Below are 16,940 nucleotides of genomic sequence, written 5' to 3' on the forward strand. Positions count from 1 at the left end.
GCTCGCCCCTTGACACCGGCCGCTTACCGAGAGATGCGACCGATTGTATCCGCTCTCCTCGAACAGCTGAAGAGTACATGGCACAGCAATTCCATTGTCCGAGGTCCTCATCTGGTCAGCTCAGTGGGCGGAAGCGCCGCAGGCGCAGGCTGTTCGAGACCACGAAGACCGAACTGAAGGCCATCGCGGCGCCGGCCAGCATCGGGTTGAGGAGACCGGCGGCAGCCAGCGGCAGGGCGGCCACGTTGTAGGCGAAGGCCCAGAACAGGTTGCCCTTGATGGTGCGAAGCGTGCTGCGGGACAGGCGGATCGCGTCCGCTGCCGCGCGCAGGTCGCCACGGACCAACGTCAGGTCACTGGCCTCGATCGCCACGTCGGTGCCGGTGCCCATGCTCAGACCGAGGTCGGCCTGGGCGAGCGCCGCCGCGTCGTTCACGCCGTCGCCGACCATCGCGACCACCCGGCCCTCGTCCTGCAGCTTCTTCACCGCGTCGACCTTGCCGGCCGGCAGTACTTCGGCGATCACCTCGTCGATGCCGACCTCGCCGGCCACCTTGGTCGCGACCGCCTCGTTGTCCCCGGTCAGCAGCACCGGCCGCAGTCCCAGGTCGCGAAGCTGACGGATCGCCTCGACGGACGTCGGCTTCACGGTGTCCGCGACGACCAGCACGGCCCGCGCTTCCCCGTCCCATCCGACCGCAACCGCCGTACTGCCCTCGGCCTCGGCGTGCTCCTTCGCATGCGCGAGCTTCTCCGGCAGGTACTGGCTCCACTCCTCCAGCAGCCGCGTCCGCCCGACGAGTACCGCGTGCCCGTCGACGATCCCCTGCACGCCGAGACCCTCGACATTTCCGAAGTCCTCGACCTCGGGCAACTTCCCGGCCTCGGCCGCTGCTCGGGCGATCGCCGCCGCGATCGGGTGCTCGCTGGAGTTCTCGAGCGCGCCGGCCAACCGCAGTACCTCGGCCCGGTCCTGACCAGGAACCAGCAGTACGTCGACCAGCTCCATCCGGCCCGTGGTGACGGTGCCCGTCTTGTCCAGTACGACGGTGTCGACCCGCCGCGTGGACTCCAGCACCTCCGGCCCCTTGATCAGAATGCCCAACTGCGCACCCCGACCGGTCCCGACCATCAGCGCCGTCGGCGTGGCGAGCCCCAACGCACAGGGGCAGGCGATGATCAGTACGGCGACCGCCGCGGTGAACGCGACCTCCACCGGAGAACCGTTGCCCAGCCAGAAGCCGAGAGTCGCCAGCGCCAGACCGATCACGATCGGTACGAAGATGCCCGACACCTTGTCGGCCAGCCGCTGGACGGCGGCCTTCCCGTTCTGCGCGTCCTCGACCAGCCGCGCCATCTGCGCCAGCTGCGTATCCGCACCGACCCGCGTCGCCCGTACCACCAGCCGGCCGCCGGCATTGACGGTCGCACCAACGACCGCGTCACCCGGAGCCACCTCGACCGGCACCGACTCACCGGTCAGCATCGACGCGTCGACCGCGCTGCTCCCGGTCACGATCACTCCGTCGGTGGCGATCTTCTCGCCCGGCCGGACGACGAACTCGTCACCTACGACGAGCTGGTCGGCCGGGATCCGGGTCTCGGTCCCGTTCCGCAGTACCGCGACATCCTTCGCGCCGAGCTCCAGCAGCGCCCGGAGCGCTGCCCCGGAACGGCGCTTCGCCCGAGCCTCGAAGTACCGCCCGGCCAGGATGAACGTGGTCACGCCGGCCGCGACCTCGAGGTAGATCTCCTCGGCGCCGCCGCCGCGCGACGGGATCAGCGTGAACGGCATCTTCATACCGGCCTCGCCGGCCGAGCCGATGAACAGCGCGTACAGCGACCAGAGGAACGCGCTCACCACACCCAGCGAGATCAGCGTGTCCATCGTCGCGGCGCCGTGCCGCAGGTTCGTCCAGGCGGCCTTGTGGAACGGCCAGGCCGCCCACGTCACCACCGGGAACGCCAGCGTCAGCGACGCCCACTGCCAGAAGTCGAACTGCAGCGCCGGGATCATCCCGAGCGCGATCACCGGTACCGCGAGCGCGATGCTCGCGATCAGCCGCTCCCGCAGGGGTTTGAGCTCGTCCGGCTCCTCGCCCGCCTGTTCGACGGCCGGCGCCGGCAGACTCGCCGTGTAGCCGGTCTGCTCGACCGTGGCGACCAGTTCGTCGGTCGAGACACCCTCCGGATACGTCACCTTCGCCTTCTCGGTGGCGTAGTTGACGGTCGCGACGACGCCGTCCATCCGGTTCAGCTTCTTCTCGACGCGGGCCGCGCAGGAGGCGCACGTCATCCCACCGATGATGAGTTCAACGGACTGGTTGCTCATGTTCGTGCGCCTCCTCTTCGTGGCTCGGTACAGCGGTTGGCGGGGTGGTCGGTGGGACGATCGTCGTCCCGGTCGAACCGACCTTCACGGTGAACTCGGCGGTGTGCACAGCGCCCGCGTGCTGGAAGTCCAGGAACAGGCTGTACGTCGCCGCGGTCGGGAAGGTCGTCATGAACTTGATCGTTGGCCCGCCCACCATGTTTGCCTCGGCGTGCTGGGCCGGGTGGTTGTGCAGGTAGGCCAGATCGCCGCTGCGCAGCGAGACCAGGTGCCCGAACGCGCCCAGGTACGGCTGCAGGTTGGCCACCGGCTTGCCGTCCTTGCTGACCGTGAACGTCAGCTCGGACTCCTTGCCCGCGACGGGCGTGCCGGCCAGTGTTACGTCGTACCCGTCGGTGGTGGTGACGGCGGCCGGTTCGTTCAGCGGGACCGGGACGTACAGGCCGGAGACGTTGACGTCGGTGCCGAGCGTGATGTTCTTGTCCAGGCCGGCCGGCTGGAAGTCGGCGTACAGCCGCCAGGTCCCGCCGGCGGTGAACGTGAACGGAATGCTCCACGTCCCGTCGGCGGCCATCGTCGGATGCACGTGGTGGAACCCGGACAGGTCCCGCCGGACGGCGATCAGGTGCAGGTCCTTCTCGTGGGTCTTGGTGTACTTCGTGACCGGCTTACCGTCCGGTCCCTGAATCCTGAAGCGAAGCTCGGTCTTCTGTTTGCCGGTGAAGAACGTCGTCGCCGGCGTGAACGTGTAGCCGGCGTCGGACACCGCCAGACCGGGCAGTTGCCCGCCCGACTCGTGCCCGCCGTGTGAGCCTTGCTCCATTCCACCCATCTCCTCTCCGTGGGCAGGGGCCGCGGAGGTGTCGTCGGCCGCCGCGATCGGGTCGACCGCGGAGCCGATGCCGTACGCCGCCCCGAAGGCGAGCGCCAGCGCACCGGCGAACGCGCCGAGCCGGAGCGCGACGGCCCGGCTCACGACGCCGCCAGTTCGTAGCCCGCCTCGTCGACGGCCGCGCGAACAGCGGCCTCGTCGAGCGCGGAATCACTCGTCACGTGCACCGCTGAGGTGCCGCCCGCAACGAGGTCGATCTTGACGTCCTGGACACCGACGAGCTTGCTGATCTCCTCGGTGACAGCGGAGGTGCAGTGCCCGCAGGTCATCCCGGCGACGGAGTAGGTCGAGGTGGTCATATGAGTGCTCCTTGCTCGTGTTGTTCAGAAATGTCAGCCGATGGGTTCGGAAGACCGGCTGGTGTTTCGGACTGTCAGCTGACGGTTCGGAAGGTCAGCCGATGGTGCGGACTGTCAGCTGCGGACCAGGCGGGCGATCGCGTCGGAGGCTTCGCGGACCTTCTCCTCGGCCTCGGCGCCACCCTTCTGCGCGGCCTCGACCACGCAGTGCGAGAGGTGCTCGTCGAGCAGCTCCAGCGAGAACGACTGCAGCGCCTTCGTGGCCGCGGACACCTGGGTCAGGATGTCGATGCAGTACTTGTCCTCCTCGACCATCCGCTGCAGACCACGAATCTGCCCTTCGATCCGCCGCAGCCGCTTCAGATGGCTGGTCTTCTCGGCGGTGTAACCGTGCACGTGCGCGTCATCGGTGGTCATCTCGCGGTCCTCTTCTCGCATCCGACTACCCCTCCGGGGTATCTCCACACCTACAAAGTACCCCCTTGGGGTATCGGATGCAAGCCCCGTGGCGATACCAGGTAGGGGTATCTCCGATTGAGGCGGCGCCCCTTCAGGCGACGGGTTGCCCCCTCGGATTTCGGCGAGGCAACCCACCATCTGAGGGGGCAGCCCCTGAGCGCGGGCGTGGGCGGCCGCGGGTCTATCGGTGCGGCGTCAGCTGGCGAGGCGCTGCCGGCGTCGGCGTGCGGCTCCGATGAGCACGATGCCGAGTGTGATTGCGGCGGCGGCTGCGCCGATTGCCAGGCCGCGGCGCAGTCCCGGTGGGACGAACGTGCAGTCGACGCGGTTCGCCGTACCCGTGAGCGGGACGGCGATCAGGCCGCCGAAGTTCCGCGGTACCTGCGCCTTGCTGCCGTCGACCGAGCAGGTCCAGCCGCTGATCCTCGGTGCGGCGACCACGGCCCATCCGGTGCTTCCCGGGCGCAGCGTCGCGTGGATCGCATGGCCGGTCGCTTCCACGTCGGTCGCCCCGCTCGCCCGCAGCCGGCGGACCGCCTTGGCCAGCGCCGGCTGGTCGAGGCACCCGATGGCGTTGCGCGGCGGGATGCCCTGCGGGGCGTCTCCGAAGTTGACCTCGACCAGCACGATCCCGCTCGTCGGGACCGCGCCGAGCCCGATCATCGCGCTGCTGGTGTTGATCCCCGGTCGGCGCGTGGAGCTCAGCTCGTGCCACTGTCCGCCGGCCAGCCGGGCCCGCCCGCCGACCCGCGGCATGAACAGGTACGCCGAGCTGCCCGGCGTACACCGCGCGACCAGCTTCACGTCGCCGGTCGCGAACCGCGTCCCCTTGTACTCCGGGACTTCGTACACCGTGGTCCCGAGCAGCTGCTCCTGCGCGGCGTACGCGTTCGGGGCGTTGACGTCGGTGGTGACCGGTGCCGGAGTGAGCCGGTGCCGGACCGTGACGAGCGGCGGCGCCTGCGACCGGGTGATCTGCGGCTCGCCGTCGTTGATCAGCCGCATCCGCGCGCCGACCGAGAAGATCGCGTCGGTCACCGGGTTGTCCAGGGTGCGCGAGGCGCGACCGTACCCGGACCAGCCGAAACCGAGGGTCGTCAGTGCCTGGTTGATCGAGAACGGCAACAGGCTGCTGTACAACCCGGCGCCCTGCCCGCCGAGCAACATCGGGTCGTTCGGCGTGATCGACGTACCCGGTTCGGTCCGGTACTTCGGCCAGTCGCCGGCCTCCCGCAGCGCGTTGTACCGCGCGGTCTGCTTGGCGTCCCAGGCCGCGTTCGAGGCGCCGAGGACCTTGGCGCGGTACTCGTCGGTGACGACCGCGGTCCAGGTGGTCTCGACGGCCACGACCGCGAGGACCAGGGCGAACGCGGCGGCGACCGGCCACTTCGCCCGGCGGGTGCCGGGGAACCGGCGCAGCAGCCAGATGGTGCCGAACGCAACCAACGTCACCACCGCGGTGGTGATCAGGACGGTCAGCCAGTGTTGCTTCAGCAACGGACTGCCATTGGCCAGTACGACGATCAGCGCGAGCAGCGCCCCGCCGCCGAGCAGCGCGACCGGACCGGGAAGCTTGTGTGACACGGAGACCCACGCGACCGCCACGAGCAGGCCGCAGAGTACGAACGCCTCGCGGTACTGGCTGCCGTTCGGGGTGTCGAACGCGTGCCAGAACTCCTGCGTCGGCGCCCACCGGAACGACAACGCGACGAGCACGGTCGTGATCACCCAGATCGTCCTGGTCAGCCACGGGACGAACTTGTTGAACGGCAGCGTCAGTGCGAGCAGCAGGGCCACCGTGCCGACGTACAGGCTCGCGGTGCGGCCGACGCCCTCGGACAGTGGCAGCAGACGGGACAGGAACAGGTCCAGCGCGGAGGGGTGGAAGATCCCGGACGGTGACGGCGTTGCGGCGCGGTTGGCGGTGATGATCGGTAGCAGGATGGGCGCGACCAGGGCCATGCCGAGCACGAACGAGACGCCGTGCCGGACGACGGCGCGCAGCCGGAGCGACCAGCTCAGGTCACTGCTGAGCAGCCGGGCGAGCAGGTAGATCCCACCCGCGATCGTTGCCATGTAGGCGGTGTAGAAGTTGGACAGCCAGAACAGGCCGACGACCAGCACACTGAGCAGCCGGTTGGTCCTGCGCAGTGACCACTCGGCGACCAGGAAGAACATCGGCAGGGCGATCAGACCGTCCAGCCACATCGGCACGTACGATCCGTCGTCGAGTGCCCAGCCGCAGACGCCGTACGAAACACCCAGCATCGCGGCAACCCAACGGGGGCCGGGACGCATCTTCATCAGTGTGGCGGCCATCGCGGCCGCGGCCAGACTGAGCTTGAGAGTGGTGATGACGTAGACGGCCAGATCGATCCGGTCGCGCGGGAAGAGCCCCACGAGCAGGGACAATGGGCTGCCCAGATCGACCCCGAGATCGGCGAGGAAGCCGACGCCGAAGGCGCTCTGCCAGTTGAACAGCAGATCACCCTGGGCCTGGCCGTGCAGGACGTCCCACAAGTGGGCGTAGAAGGGGATGTACTGCGTGCCAAGATCGTTGGTACTGCGGGACAGCGAACCGAAGGGATAGGTACCGCGGATGATTCCGGAGGCGGTGAACACCGCCGCCACCACGACGGCGGCGACGACGGCCGGCAGCCATGCCGAACGCCGTCGAACAGCGCCTCCCGCAGGTCCGCCCGCAGCGCCCTCGGCGCCGTCCTCGGAAACCATTGGCCGCCCCTTCGTTCCGCTCGTTCGGTCGCCAAAGCTAGCGGGTAGTTCCGGTCTGGACAAGAATCGCATCAGGGTCGACAGGTGGGGCGGATGGGGACAGCGATGCGGTTGAGTCTGGTGGTGCCGTGTTACAACGAGGTCGAGGTCATCACGCGGTTCCATCAGGCCGTGACCAGCGACCTGACCGCACTCGGCCGGCCGTACGAGATCGTGTACGTCGACGACGGTAGCTCTGATGGGACGCTCGAGGCGCTCGTCGGGTTGGCAGCCACCGACGAAACGGTCCGCTATCTGTCCTTCAGCCGGAACTTCGGCAAGGAGGCCGCGATGCTGGCCGGTCTGCGGTACGCCACCGGCGACGCGGTGGTGATCATGGACGCCGACCTGCAGCACCCGCCGGAGCTGATCGCCCGGATGCTGGCCGAGTACGAGCGCGGGTTCGACCAGGTGATCGCGCGCCGGAACCGGACCGGCGACCCGGCCACCCGGACGCTGTTCGCGCGCGCCTACTACTGGCTGATCAACAAGTGGGCCGACGTCGAACTGATGGACGGGGTCGGCGACTTCCGGCTGCTGTCCCGGCGCGCGGTCGACGGGCTGCTCGAGCTGAACGAGTACAACCGGTTCTCGAAGGGTCTGTTCGCCTGGATCGGCTTCGAGTCGATCCTGTTCGAGTACGAGAACGTGAAGCCGCCACCGGACCGGAAGAGCCGGTGGACGTTCCGGCGCCTGCTCGAGTACGGGTTCGACGGGCTGCTGTCGTTCAACAACAAGCCACTGCGGGCCGCGATCTACGTCGGCCTGCTGCTCACCGCGGTCGCCGCCGGGTACGCCGTGTGGGTGCTCGTGGCCGCCATCCTGCACGGGGTGGACATGCCGGGGTACGTCACGCTGATCGCGGCGATCGTCGGCCTCGGCGGGCTGCAGATGGTGATGCTCGGCCTGATCGGCGAGTACATCGGGCGGATCTACTACGAGACCAAGAAACGCCCGCACTACCTCCTGAAGCAGACCAACATGGACCCCGCGGACCGGCTGGAAAAGCCACCGGCCCCAGGTGGAAGAACCACCCGGGGCCGGTAGGACAGCTACTGCTGAGGATCAGGCGGTCAGCCGCTCCTCGGTGGAGGTGGAGAAGAGGTGCAGCTTCTCCGGCACCGCCGCCAGGCGGACCGTCGAGCCCTTCTCGACCTGCATACGGGCGTCGATGCGAGCGACGATCTGCTGGGACTCGCCGCTGTGCTCGGCGGTGCCGTACAGGTACGCGTCCGCGCCGAGTTCCTCGACCACCGCGACCTTGACCGGCACACCTTCGTCGGCGACCTTGAAGGCCTCCGGGCGAACGCCCACCGTCAGGGTCTTGTCGCTGCCGGCCTTGGCCAGCAGGTCGCGCGAGATCGGGATCACGTAGTCGCCGAACTGGGCACCGCCGTCGGCGATGTCAGCCGTCAGCAGGTTCATCGCGGGCGAACCGATGAAGCCGGCGACGAACTTGTTCTTCGGGTTGTCGTACAGGTTCAGCGGGGTGTCGACCTGCTGGAGCAGACCGTCCTTGAGGACCGCCACCCGGTCACCCATCGTCATGGCCTCGACCTGGTCGTGCGTGACGTACACGGTCGTGACACCGAGACGCTGCTGCAGCTCGGCGATCTGGGTACGGGTCTGGACACGCAGCTTGGCGTCCAGGTTCGACAGCGGCTCGTCCATCAGGAAGACCTGCGGGTTACGGACGATCGCGCGGCCCATCGCGACGCGCTGACGCTGACCACCGGACAGCGCCTTCGGCTTGCGGTCGAGGTACTCCTCCAGGCCGAGCAGCTTGGCGGCCTCCATGACGCGCTTGGCCCGGTCGTCCTTGGAGACACCCTGCATCTTCAGCGCGAAGCCCATGTTGTCGGCGACCGACATGTGCGGGTAGAGCGCGTAGTTCTGGAACACCATCGCGATGTCCCGCTCCTTCGGCGGACGGTGCGTGACGTCGCGGTCGCCGATGTAGATGGCGCCCTCGTTGACCTCTTCGAGGCCCGCGAGCATCCGGAGCGAGGTGGACTTGCCGCAACCCGACGGGCCGACGAGCACCATGAACTCGCCGTCCTCGATCTCGAGGTTGAGCTTGTCGACGGCGGGAGTGTCGCCACCCGGGTAGATGCGGGTCGCCGCCTTGAACGAAACAGTAGCCATGACTGTGTTTCCCTTCACCGGCAGGAACGTGCCGGACGATCCGAGTAAAGGCCCCCCAAGCCGGGGGAGTGCGCCTATCCTCACCTGGCGCGCTCGTCCTGACAAGGCATCCGGCGTGTGACATGTGCGTTCTGTTCACGTTGTGGACATCTGCGTGCACCCTGCAAGTTCTTGCAGGATCTTGCTGAAATGTCAGGTGGGTCTGGGTACAGTGCCGGGCGTGAGCAGTAGAGCGCGGCTGGCGGACATCGCGGCCAAGGCGGGGGTCAGCGAGGCGACAGTCTCACGGGTGCTGAACGGGAAGCCGGGGGTGGCGGACGAGACCAGACAGTCCGTGCTGACTGCTCTCGACGTCCTGGGGTTCGAACGGCCGACGCGGTTGCGGCGGCGGTCGGCGGGGCTGATCGGGCTGGTGATGCCGGAACTGATCAACCCGATCTTCCCGGCGTTCGCCCAGGTGATCGAGTCGGCGCTGTCGCAACGCGGCTTCACCCCGGTGCTGTGCACGCAGTCCCCGTCGGGCGCGACGGAGGAGGAGTACGTCGAGATGCTGCTCGAGCGCGGCGTCTCCGGAATCATCTTCGTCTCCGGTCTGCACGCGGACACCGGCGCGGACCACGACCGGTACCAGGCACTGGTCGAGCGCCGACTGCCGGTGGTGTTCGTGAACGGCTGGCTGCCGTCGGTCGAGGCGCCGTTCGTCTCGTCCGACGAGTACGCCGCTATGGAGCTGGCGGTCTCGCACCTCGTTGCCCTCGGCCACCGCCGGATCGGATTCGCGTCGGGGCCGGAGCGATTCATCGTCGTACAGCGGAAACTGGCGGGCTACCGGACCTCGATGAAGGCTCAGTTGGGGTTGACCGACGAGGACCTGGAGCCGTGGGTCGCGCTCAGCATGTTCGGCGTCGAGGGCGGCGCGGCGGCCGGCCGGCAACTGCTGGATGCCGAGGTCACCGCGGTCGTCTGCGGCTCCGACATGATGGCGCTCGGCGTCATCCGGGCCGCCCGGCAGCGCGGGCTCGCCGTACCCGGGGACATCTCTGTTGTGGGCTATGACGACGCCCCGATGATGGAGTTCACCGATCCGCCGATGACCACGATCCGTCAGCCTGTCCAGGCGATGGGCCTCGCGGCGGTCCAGTCACTCCTCGAAGAGGTCCGCGGCCACGCCACGCCCCACACGGAGTTCCTCTTCCGCCCCGAGCTCGTCGTCCGAGGCTCCACCGGCCCACTCAACGCACTTTGAGCACCCACCGACCATTTCCGGGGTGGCGAAGTGGTTGGTGGATGCCCAAAGACGAGGCTCCGGCCCGGAAACCGTCCCCTGCCGGGCGGCTCCGGGCCGGAGGATTCAGGGGTTACTTGGAGAGGTGGAAGGCGGACTGGGGGAGGCTGGTCTTGCCGTTGGCCCACAGGGAGTTGACCTTGGAGCGCTCGGTCGCGTCCGGGTTCGGGTTGGTGCAGGACGGGCCGGGGCCGCCGCCGGACATCAGTTCGGAGCAGGGGCCGGAGTAGTGGTCGGGGAGGCCGAGGACGTGGCCGGTCTCGTGCGCGACGATGCGGGTCTTGTCGTACTGCTCGGCCTGCGTGTAGTCGATGAAGACGTAGCCGCTGCCGTGCCCGTCGGTCGACGCGTACGAGCCGCGCGAGTCGTTGCCCTCGGTGTAGTAGAAGTCGTAGTTGTTGCCCTCGACGAGCTTCACGCTGCTCACCGCGGAGTTCCAGATCTGCGTGCTGGACGAGATCTGCGACGCGAACGTCGGCGCGTCGACGGCGTACGTGACGGTCACCGCGGTGACCTTGCGGCCGGACTTCGCCTGCTGCGCCATCTTGGCGCGCGCGGACTTCATCACGGCGTCGTAGAACGCCTTGGTGGCGGCTTCGTCCTGCGGCGACCCGATGTACGCCGCGCGGGTGGCGGCGGTCGAGACGTGCGAGTCAGCGGTCGGCGCGGCAGTCGAGGGGGACGCTGCCAGCGCGGGGACGGCCAGTGCGGCGGCGGCGAGCCCCGCGAGACTGGCGAAGAGACGGCGATGCGACATGGAGGGCCTCACTCCGAATCGGTGGCGGATAGCGACGGGCGGATTACCGATCGCCACCATCGGATGCTCCCAAGCGCTCCGGATTTCCGCAGCACATCGCCCCAAAACCAGGGGTTAACCCGCGTATCCGGCGGGCCGTTCTATGCCCTCCATAGCTGCGTGATTATGGGTTCGCCAGAAACGCCCGCAGGTCGGCGGCGATCCGGTCGGGGTACTCGCCGTTGATCGCATGCGACGCGTCCGGGTAGAACGCGACCGTCTTCGTCCGCAACGCCTGTTCAGCGGTACGGCGGGCCGTCGCGGGATCGTGCATCACCGAGCGACCGGCGATGATCGCGAGCGCCGGTATCGATAGACCAGCCAACTCTTCCGCGGTGATCCGCTGCGGCTGCGGCTGGCGCATCGTGTAGTTCTTCATCCCCGACTCGATCATGTCGGCGATCGGCGAGTGCTCCACCGGCTGACCGCCCGCTGTGTAGGAGATGAAGCTGTCGCGCCACGAACGCGGCAACCACTTCACCGCCGCCGGGAGCGAACGAACCAAGGTCGCCAGTGGAATCCCGTCGTACACGTTGACGGCGTCGAGAGTGGTGACCGACGCGATCCGGTCCGGCCGGCGTACGGCGAGGTTCATCGCGGTCCAGCCGCCGATCGACAACCCGAGCGGGTTGAACTGTTTCTCCGGAAGGCCCGCTAACGCCTGATCGAGCCAGTCCGCCTTGTCCTGGACCGACGTGATCGGCTTGGTCTGGACGCTCATCCCGGGCTCGCCGAGCAGGTCGATCGCGTAGACATCGGTGATCGCACGCAGCGACTTCAGGTTGTCGGCCCAGACCGGCGTACCCGACGACGTGCCGGGGAGGAGGACGAGGGGGGCGAGGTCGCTGTCGGCGCCGGCGAACTTGTAGGCGCGAACTACGCCGTACTCCGTGTTGAGGTCGAGGATCGCGGTCGGCGTGGGGAGGTCGCGCATCGCGGCGTCGTACTTGGAGCGGTAGTCGTCGTACCCGCTCGCGCTGTTCCAACTCCCGTTCTTTGCCATCCACCTCTCCTAACCGATCGGTAAGTGATCTCACCATACGGTAGGTTGAGGTCATGCCTTCAGCGCGCGGGCGGAACCTGACCTTCACCGAGGAGGCTCGGCGGGCGCAGTTGGTCGACGTCACGATCGGGTTGGTGTCCGAACGTGGGTACGCCGCGGCGTCGCTCGGACGGATCGCGGAGAGCGCCGGGATCACCAAGGCGGGCGTGCTGTACCACTTCGCGTCGAAGCAGGCGCTCGTCGAGGCCGCGCACGAGCAGGTGCTGTCGGCGCTGGTCGCGACCGTCGCCGGGGCCGTGGAGGCTGCGGCGCCGGCGGACGGGCCGGCGGCGTACATCCGGTCGATGGTCGGGCATCTCCGGGAGCGGCCGCGGGACGTCCGGATGCTCGTCGAGGCGATGATGTCGGTCGCGCCGCTGACCGACTCGAAAGCCCGGTGGTCAGCCGTTGCGGAGTTGCTGTCCGCGGCGCGGGTCGCCCGGGGGCTCACCGAGGCGATCGACCAGCGGTCCGCGGCGATCGTGATCGGCGGCGGCATCGACGCGATCGTGGCCGAGTCCATGCGAGATCCGGCGTACGACGCCTTGGCGGCCGCCGAGTTGCTGGTCGAGGTGGTCGAGCGGGGGCTGCTGTCCTAGCCGCTCGTGTCCCGGGCGTGGGCTCGGGTGGTCAGGCCTCGCCGGGGATGCCGACGTTGAGGAGGCGGGCGCCGGGGCCTCGCGTGGAGAGGCGGTCCTCCTTGTTGTAGAGGTTGCAGCGCTGCAGGCTGAGGCAGCCGCAACCGATGCAGGTGTCGAGGTCGTCGCGGAGCCGCTCGAGCTCGGAGATCCGCTCGTCCAGGCGGCTGCGCCACGTCTTCGACAGCTTGCTCCAGTCGGCGCGCGTCGGCGTCCGGTCCTCGGGCAGCGAGTCCAGGGCCTGCTTGATCTCGGCGAGTGCGAGACCGACCCGCTGGGCGGCCTGGACGAAGGCGATCCGGCGCAGCGTGCTGCGCTGGTACTGCCGCTGGTTACCGGCTGTACGCCGGGACGCGATCAGCCCCTGGTCCTCGTAGAACCGCAACGCGGACGCCGCCACTCCGGACCGATGTGCGATCTCCCCGATCGAGAGCCAGTGCTCTTTGCTGGGGACGTTCTCCTCACCCATACCGCCACCCTAGAACGGCGTTCCAAAAACTCAACCATGCTTGAAGTGTGTGAAACCGGCGCCGAGAGCACCAGTGGGGTAGGTGGTCTGGTCGTTGCCGCGGGGGTTACGGCGTGGTCGGGACGGCCGTCACGATCGGTTATACTTTTCAGGTGTCGGTGCGCGCGTCGCGTCACCAGAGATGTTTCCAGGCGCTCCGACCCGTCGGTTTCGGCATCCCCGCTGAAAACTCCGGCGACATGGGTGCAACGCGATAGCACCCGCAGGTCGATGCCCGTCTCCTGCTGAGTACGTCCGGTCCGGTCATGTTTTTGTGACCGGCGCTTACGTGCGGCTGCGATCCGGCAAATCGTCCGTGAATCCGAGAGAGAGTTTGCGTGACCCAGCACCACCAGCACGACGCCGATTCCGCCGACGGGCGGGTCAAGAAGCCACGACACAAGAAGTACCAGAACCAGTCCTACGGCGAGCGCCTCGCCGCCGAGTCGACGTACGAAGCCCCCCGCGAGGACCGCAAGCCGGTCAAGGGGTACCGCTCCGAGCAGCCCCGCCCCGACCGCGGCCAGCGGTACGACGGCCGGCGCACCGGCGGGCAGCGCTCCGACGAGCGCGGCCGCGACGAGCGCCCGCAGTACAACCGCGATGAGCGGTCGTCCTACAACCGGGACGAGCGCCCGCGCTTCAACCGCGACGAGCGGCCGCAGTACAACCGTGACGAGCGGTCGTCCTACAACCGGGACGAGCGTTCGTCGTCCAACCGTGGCGAGCGTTCGTCGTACAGCCGCGACGACCGGTCCTCGTACAACCGGGGTAATCGGGACGAGCGGCCGCAGTACAACCGCGGTGGTCGTGACGAGCGGCCGTCGTACAACCGGAACGATCGCGACGAGCGTTCGTCGTCCAACCGGAACGACCGGGGGCAGGACAGCCGCCCGCGGTTCAACCGGGACGACAAGCCGCGGTTCGAGCGGAACGAGAAGAGCTACCGGCGCGACGACCGGCCGCAGTACAACCGGGACGACCGTCAGCAGTACAACCGCGACGAGCGTCCGCGGTTCAACCGCGACGACCGTTCGCAGTACAACCGGGATGACCGGCCGCAGTACAACCGCGACGACCGTCAGCGGTTCAACCGTGAGGACCGGCCCCGGTTCGAGCGCAGTGACAAGAGTTTCCGGAAGGACGAGCGCGTAGTGGAGCAGGAATCCGTGGATCTCGGGACCGTTGCCGAGGACAATCAGTTCGCGGCGCTCGGCATCGCGCCGCGGCTGGTGCAGCGGCTGGCCCGGGACGGCATCATCGCGCCGTTCCCGATCCAGAGCGCGACGATCCCGGACGCGCTGGCCGGTAAGGACGTACTCGGCCGCGGTCAGACGGGTTCCGGCAAGACGCTGGGCTTCGGGCTGCCGACGCTGATGCGGCTGGCCGGTGGCCGGACCGAGTCACGCCGTCCGCGCGGCATGATCCTGGTGCCGACCCGTGAGCTCGCGATGCAGGTGCACGACGCCCTCGAGCCGCTCGCGCACGTGATGAACGTGTCGCTGAAGCTGATCGCCGGCGGGCTGCCGTACCCGAAGCAAATCGACGCGCTCCGGCGTGGTGTCGACCTGCTGATCGCCACCCCCGGCCGGCTGATCGACCTGTGTGAGCAGGGCGCGGCCGACCTCGGCGCGGTGGAGGTCGCCGTCCTCGACGAGGCCGACCACATGTGCGACATGGGCTTCATGCCGGCGGTCACCACGCTGCTCGACATGACGCCGCCGGCAGGCCAGCGGCTGCTGTTCTCGGCGACGCTGGACAACGACGTCGACACGATCGTGAAGACGTACCTGAAGGACCCGGTGCAGCACTCGACCGAGTCCGGCCAGGCGTCGGTCAGCACGATGGAGCACCACATGCTGGTGATCGAGCCGGCGCACAAGCAGTCGCTGACCGCTGAGCTGGCCAGCCGGGACGGCCGGACCATCGTGTTCGTCCGGACCAAGCTGGGCGCCGACCGCGTCGCCACCCAGTTGCGGGACCGCGGCGTGATGGCCGCGGCGCTGCACGGCGGCCTGACCCAGGGCGCGCGGAACCGGACGCTCGAGCAGTTCAAGGACGGCTCGGTTCCGGTGCTCGTGGCCACGGATGTGGCGGCCCGCGGTATCCACGTCGACGACGTCGGCCTGGTCGTCCAGGCGGACCCGGCGGCGGACCACAAGGACTACCTGCACCGGGCGGGCCGTACGGCGCGTGCGGGTGGCAAGGGCGCGGTCGTGACGCTCGTCCTGCCGCACCAGCGGCGCGGGATGGTCCGGCTGGCCGAGTCTGCCGGTGTCGCGGCGGAGCCGGTCCGGGTGCGTCCGGGGGACGGGCTGATCAGCGGGCTGACCGGCGGCAGCAAGCCGTCCGGGCACCCGGTGAAGCTGCCGGCCCCGAAGCCGCGCGGGAACAAGGGTGGCCGCGGCCGGTTCGGCAGCACCCGGCCGGGACGTGGTCACGAGGGCCGGGGCGGCAACGGCCCGCGTCGCAGTGGCAACGGCGGCCAGCGCCGTACCGACGGCAGGTCCTACCAGCACTGAGGTAGGTAGCTGGGACAAGCAACGGTGGGCTGGGACAGGAAATAACCTGTACCAGCCCACCGCTTTGTGTTCAAGGTCCCTACGTGAGTACGGCCCACAACCGGGCGAGCACGGTCGCGATCTCGTCGGCGTCGAGTGGGACCAGTTCCAGCATCAGCTCGCCGTCGGCCATTCGGTCGGTCATCACGTAGATCGGCGGGGTTCCCGCTTCCAGTTCGGTCGCGGCCCGCTTGGCGTCCGGGACCTTCAGCAGCACCCGTGAGATCTGCAGCCCGGTCGGATCCGGGACCGCCGCGACCGTGATGTCCGGGATCCGCGACGCGGCGTCGACGAACGCGTCCACCTTGGCGAGTTCGTCCGCCTCCCACTTCACCCGGTCGAACGCCTGCCATTCCTCGAGCGCCGCGAGTACGCCGACCATCGCTTCCTTCGTCGGCTTCATCACCCGCCCGATGCCCTTCTCCTGGGCCCGCACCGCCTGCACCAGCGGCCAGCTCCCGGCGACCAGCCCCGCGGTCGGCGACCCGAGGTACTTCTGCCCGCTGACCAGTACCAGATCCGCGCCGGTCGCCAGCAAGTCCGCGATCCGCGGGAACTGCGCCGCCGCGTCCACGATCGCCGGTACGCCGCGACGATGCGCGGCCCGGATCGCGGCCACCAGATCGATCGGTTCGCCACGCGTCAACCGCGACGACACGAGCATCAGGCAGGCGACGTCGGGCCCGTGGAGCTCGGCCTCCAGATCGGCGATCGTGCAGCCGTCCTCGTCGCCGGCCAGGTTCACCTGCGCACCGGCGAGCCGGATGCCCTGCAGGTTCGTGTGCCCGTAGTCGACCACTTGGCAGGCCGGCAGGACGACCCGGTTGTGCATGTCGGTTGCGTCCGGCAACGCCGCCGTACGGCGTGGGTCGCCGCCGGTCATCGTGGCCGCGACCGCGAGGGTGATACCGGCCGCGGTGCAGTGCACGACCGCGCCGGCCTGCGCGCCAGTGGTGTGCGCGATGGCCTCGCTGACCCGGTCGCCGAGCTCGTCCATCACGAAGAATTCGGGCAATGCCTGGGCGACAGCCGCCGCCACCCCGTCGGAGCTCCGCGACACCCCTAACGGCGTGTACGTCCCCTTGGCATTGATCACCACACTCAATCGGTAACGATCGTGGATGCTCATGGTGTTGCTGAGCGTAGTGGTCCGACAACCAAAAAGGCGAGAGCCGGGCGGTGAGTTCTTGACCCGAAGCTACTGGTGAGTC

At 68.6% G+C, this 16,940-nt stretch carries 14 protein-coding genes; 4 read left to right on the forward strand and 10 right to left on the reverse strand.

The annotated features are described in order from the left end of the window. Positions 1-115: 115 nt before the first annotated feature. From ACWGID_RS33310 to ACWGID_RS33330, 5 genes are all read right to left on the reverse strand, one after another. Positions 116-2,332 carry a heavy metal translocating P-type ATPase gene (locus ACWGID_RS33310; protein WP_452203299.1) on the reverse strand — a complete coding sequence of 739 codons (2,217 nt, stop codon included), beginning with the start codon at positions 2,330-2,332 and terminating at the stop codon, positions 116-118. Further along, positions 2,313-3,308 carry a hypothetical protein gene (locus ACWGID_RS33315; RefSeq protein ID WP_452203300.1) on the reverse strand — a complete coding sequence of 332 codons (996 nt, stop codon included), beginning with the start codon at positions 3,306-3,308 and terminating at the stop codon, positions 2,313-2,315. The genes ACWGID_RS33310 and ACWGID_RS33315 overlap by 20 nt, the downstream gene beginning before the upstream one ends. Then, positions 3,305-3,523, reverse strand: coding sequence for a heavy-metal-associated domain-containing protein (locus tag ACWGID_RS33320; RefSeq protein WP_452203301.1), 219 nt, complete (start codon positions 3,521-3,523; stop codon positions 3,305-3,307). Before ACWGID_RS33320 ends, ACWGID_RS33315 begins: the two co-directional genes overlap by 4 nt. A gap of 114 nt (positions 3,524-3,637) precedes the next feature. Next, positions 3,638-3,940, reverse strand: a complete 303-nt coding sequence (locus ACWGID_RS33325) for a metal-sensitive transcriptional regulator (RefSeq protein WP_452203302.1) — start codon at positions 3,938-3,940, stop codon at positions 3,638-3,640. A gap of 237 nt (positions 3,941-4,177) precedes the next feature. Next, the gene (locus ACWGID_RS33330) at positions 4,178-6,715 is read right to left on the reverse strand and encodes a YfhO family protein (protein ID WP_452203303.1); all 2,538 of its coding nucleotides are present in this window, start codon (positions 6,713-6,715) and stop codon (positions 4,178-4,180) included. A 93-nt stretch (positions 6,716-6,808) separates the two neighbouring features. On the opposite strand from ACWGID_RS33330, the gene ACWGID_RS33335 reads away from it, so the two are divergent. After that, a complete protein-coding gene (locus ACWGID_RS33335; RefSeq protein ID WP_452203304.1) occupies positions 6,809-7,801 on the forward strand; it encodes a glycosyltransferase family 2 protein in 993 nt (330 codons plus the stop codon). Positions 7,802-7,819: 18 nt separating this feature from the next. Here ACWGID_RS33335 and ACWGID_RS33340 read toward each other — a convergent pair whose 3' ends face one another. After that, a complete protein-coding gene (locus ACWGID_RS33340) occupies positions 7,820-8,899 on the reverse strand; it encodes an ABC transporter ATP-binding protein (protein ID WP_452203305.1) in 1,080 nt (359 codons plus the stop codon). A gap of 220 nt (positions 8,900-9,119) precedes the next feature. Here ACWGID_RS33340 and ACWGID_RS33345 point away from each other — a divergent pair, with 220 nt between their 5' ends. Next, a complete protein-coding gene (locus tag ACWGID_RS33345) occupies positions 9,120-10,145 on the forward strand; it encodes a LacI family DNA-binding transcriptional regulator (RefSeq protein ID WP_452203306.1) in 1,026 nt (341 codons plus the stop codon). A 112-nt stretch (positions 10,146-10,257) separates the two neighbouring features. Here ACWGID_RS33345 and snpA read toward each other — a convergent pair whose 3' ends face one another. Together snpA and ACWGID_RS33355 are read right to left on the reverse strand one after the other, a co-directional pair. After that, positions 10,258-10,941: a snapalysin gene (gene snpA / locus ACWGID_RS33350; RefSeq protein WP_452203307.1), complete on the reverse strand. Its 684-nt coding sequence runs from the start codon at positions 10,939-10,941 to the stop codon at positions 10,258-10,260. 163 nt (positions 10,942-11,104) lie between these two features. Beyond that, complete coding sequence (locus ACWGID_RS33355) at positions 11,105-11,983, reverse strand: alpha/beta fold hydrolase (RefSeq protein ID WP_452203308.1); 879 nt, start codon at positions 11,981-11,983, stop codon at positions 11,105-11,107. Positions 11,984-12,036: 53 nt separating this feature from the next. Here ACWGID_RS33355 and ACWGID_RS33360 point away from each other — a divergent pair, with 53 nt between their 5' ends. Continuing rightward, positions 12,037-12,621 carry a TetR/AcrR family transcriptional regulator gene (locus ACWGID_RS33360; RefSeq protein ID WP_452203309.1) on the forward strand — a complete coding sequence of 195 codons (585 nt, stop codon included), beginning with the start codon at positions 12,037-12,039 and terminating at the stop codon, positions 12,619-12,621. A gap of 31 nt (positions 12,622-12,652) precedes the next feature. On the opposite strand, the gene soxR is transcribed toward ACWGID_RS33360, so the two are convergent. Further along, a complete protein-coding gene (gene soxR / locus ACWGID_RS33365; protein WP_452203310.1) occupies positions 12,653-13,129 on the reverse strand; it encodes a redox-sensitive transcriptional activator SoxR in 477 nt (158 codons plus the stop codon). Positions 13,130-13,506: 377 nt separating this feature from the next. Between soxR and ACWGID_RS33370 the strand changes: the two genes are divergently transcribed. After that, positions 13,507-15,690, forward strand: a complete 2,184-nt coding sequence (locus ACWGID_RS33370; RefSeq protein WP_452203311.1) for a DEAD/DEAH box helicase — start codon at positions 13,507-13,509, stop codon at positions 15,688-15,690. Positions 15,691-15,769: 79 nt separating this feature from the next. On the opposite strand, the gene ACWGID_RS33375 is transcribed toward ACWGID_RS33370, so the two are convergent. After that, the gene (locus tag ACWGID_RS33375) at positions 15,770-16,858 is read right to left on the reverse strand and encodes an aminotransferase class V-fold PLP-dependent enzyme (protein ID WP_452203312.1); all 1,089 of its coding nucleotides are present in this window, start codon (positions 16,856-16,858) and stop codon (positions 15,770-15,772) included. Positions 16,859-16,940: the final 82 nt, after the last annotated feature.

Source organism: Kribbella sp. NPDC054772, from assembly GCF_053611945.1.

Bases quoted from the DNA above. Each gene is read 5' to 3' on its own strand.
- soxR (WP_452203310.1), bottom strand. From the start codon at position 13,129: ATGGGTGAGGAGAACGTCCCCAGCAAAGAGCACTGGCTCTCGATCGGG.
- ACWGID_RS33355 (WP_452203308.1), bottom strand. From the start codon at position 11,983: ATGGCAAAGAACGGGAGTTGGAACAGCGCGAGCGGGTACGACGACTAC.
- ACWGID_RS33310 (WP_452203299.1), bottom strand. From the start codon at position 2,332: ATGAGCAACCAGTCCGTTGAACTCATCATCGGTGGGATGACGTGCGCC.
- ACWGID_RS33330 (WP_452203303.1), bottom strand. From the start codon at position 6,715: ATGGTTTCCGAGGACGGCGCCGAGGGCGCTGCGGGCGGACCTGCGGGA.
- ACWGID_RS33375 (WP_452203312.1), bottom strand. From the start codon at position 16,858: ATGAGCATCCACGATCGTTACCGATTGAGTGTGGTGATCAATGCCAAG.
- snpA (WP_452203307.1), bottom strand. From the start codon at position 10,941: ATGTCGCATCGCCGTCTCTTCGCCAGTCTCGCGGGGCTCGCCGCCGCC.
- ACWGID_RS33360 (WP_452203309.1), top strand. From the start codon at position 12,037: ATGCCTTCAGCGCGCGGGCGGAACCTGACCTTCACCGAGGAGGCTCGG.
- ACWGID_RS33320 (WP_452203301.1), bottom strand. From the start codon at position 3,523: ATGACCACCTCGACCTACTCCGTCGCCGGGATGACCTGCGGGCACTGC.
- ACWGID_RS33340 (WP_452203305.1), bottom strand. From the start codon at position 8,899: ATGGCTACTGTTTCGTTCAAGGCGGCGACCCGCATCTACCCGGGTGGC.
- ACWGID_RS33325 (WP_452203302.1), bottom strand. From the start codon at position 3,940: ATGACCACCGATGACGCGCACGTGCACGGTTACACCGCCGAGAAGACC.
- ACWGID_RS33335 (WP_452203304.1), top strand. From the start codon at position 6,809: ATGGGGACAGCGATGCGGTTGAGTCTGGTGGTGCCGTGTTACAACGAG.